A 234-nucleotide genomic window follows, 5' to 3' on the forward strand; every position below is an offset into this window, starting at 1 on the left:
GTAGTAGTTGGATCGAAGAATAAAACGAAAGTTGGTGCTGTGGAGAAAGTTTGGAAAGATGCTACAATTACATCTCTTTCTGTTCCTTCAGGGGTAGCAAACCAGCCGTTTACAGATGAAGAGACGATGCAAGGAGCGGTTAATAGAGCGAAGCGAGCGCTACAAGAAGGAGAAGCTCAAATTGGTATTGGATTAGAAGGTGGCGTAATGAAAACGGAGCACGGTTTATTTATG

1 protein-coding gene is annotated in these 234 nt (G+C 43.2%); it reads left to right on the top strand.

Annotated features, from left to right (window positions below; all coding sequences use genetic code 11):
• On the top strand, positions 1-234 hold a 234-nt coding region (locus tag SB775_RS34015; protein ID WP_410865705.1), incomplete at both ends, for a DUF84 family protein.

The sequence above is a fragment of the Peribacillus sp. SIMBA_075 genome (assembly GCF_046534585.1).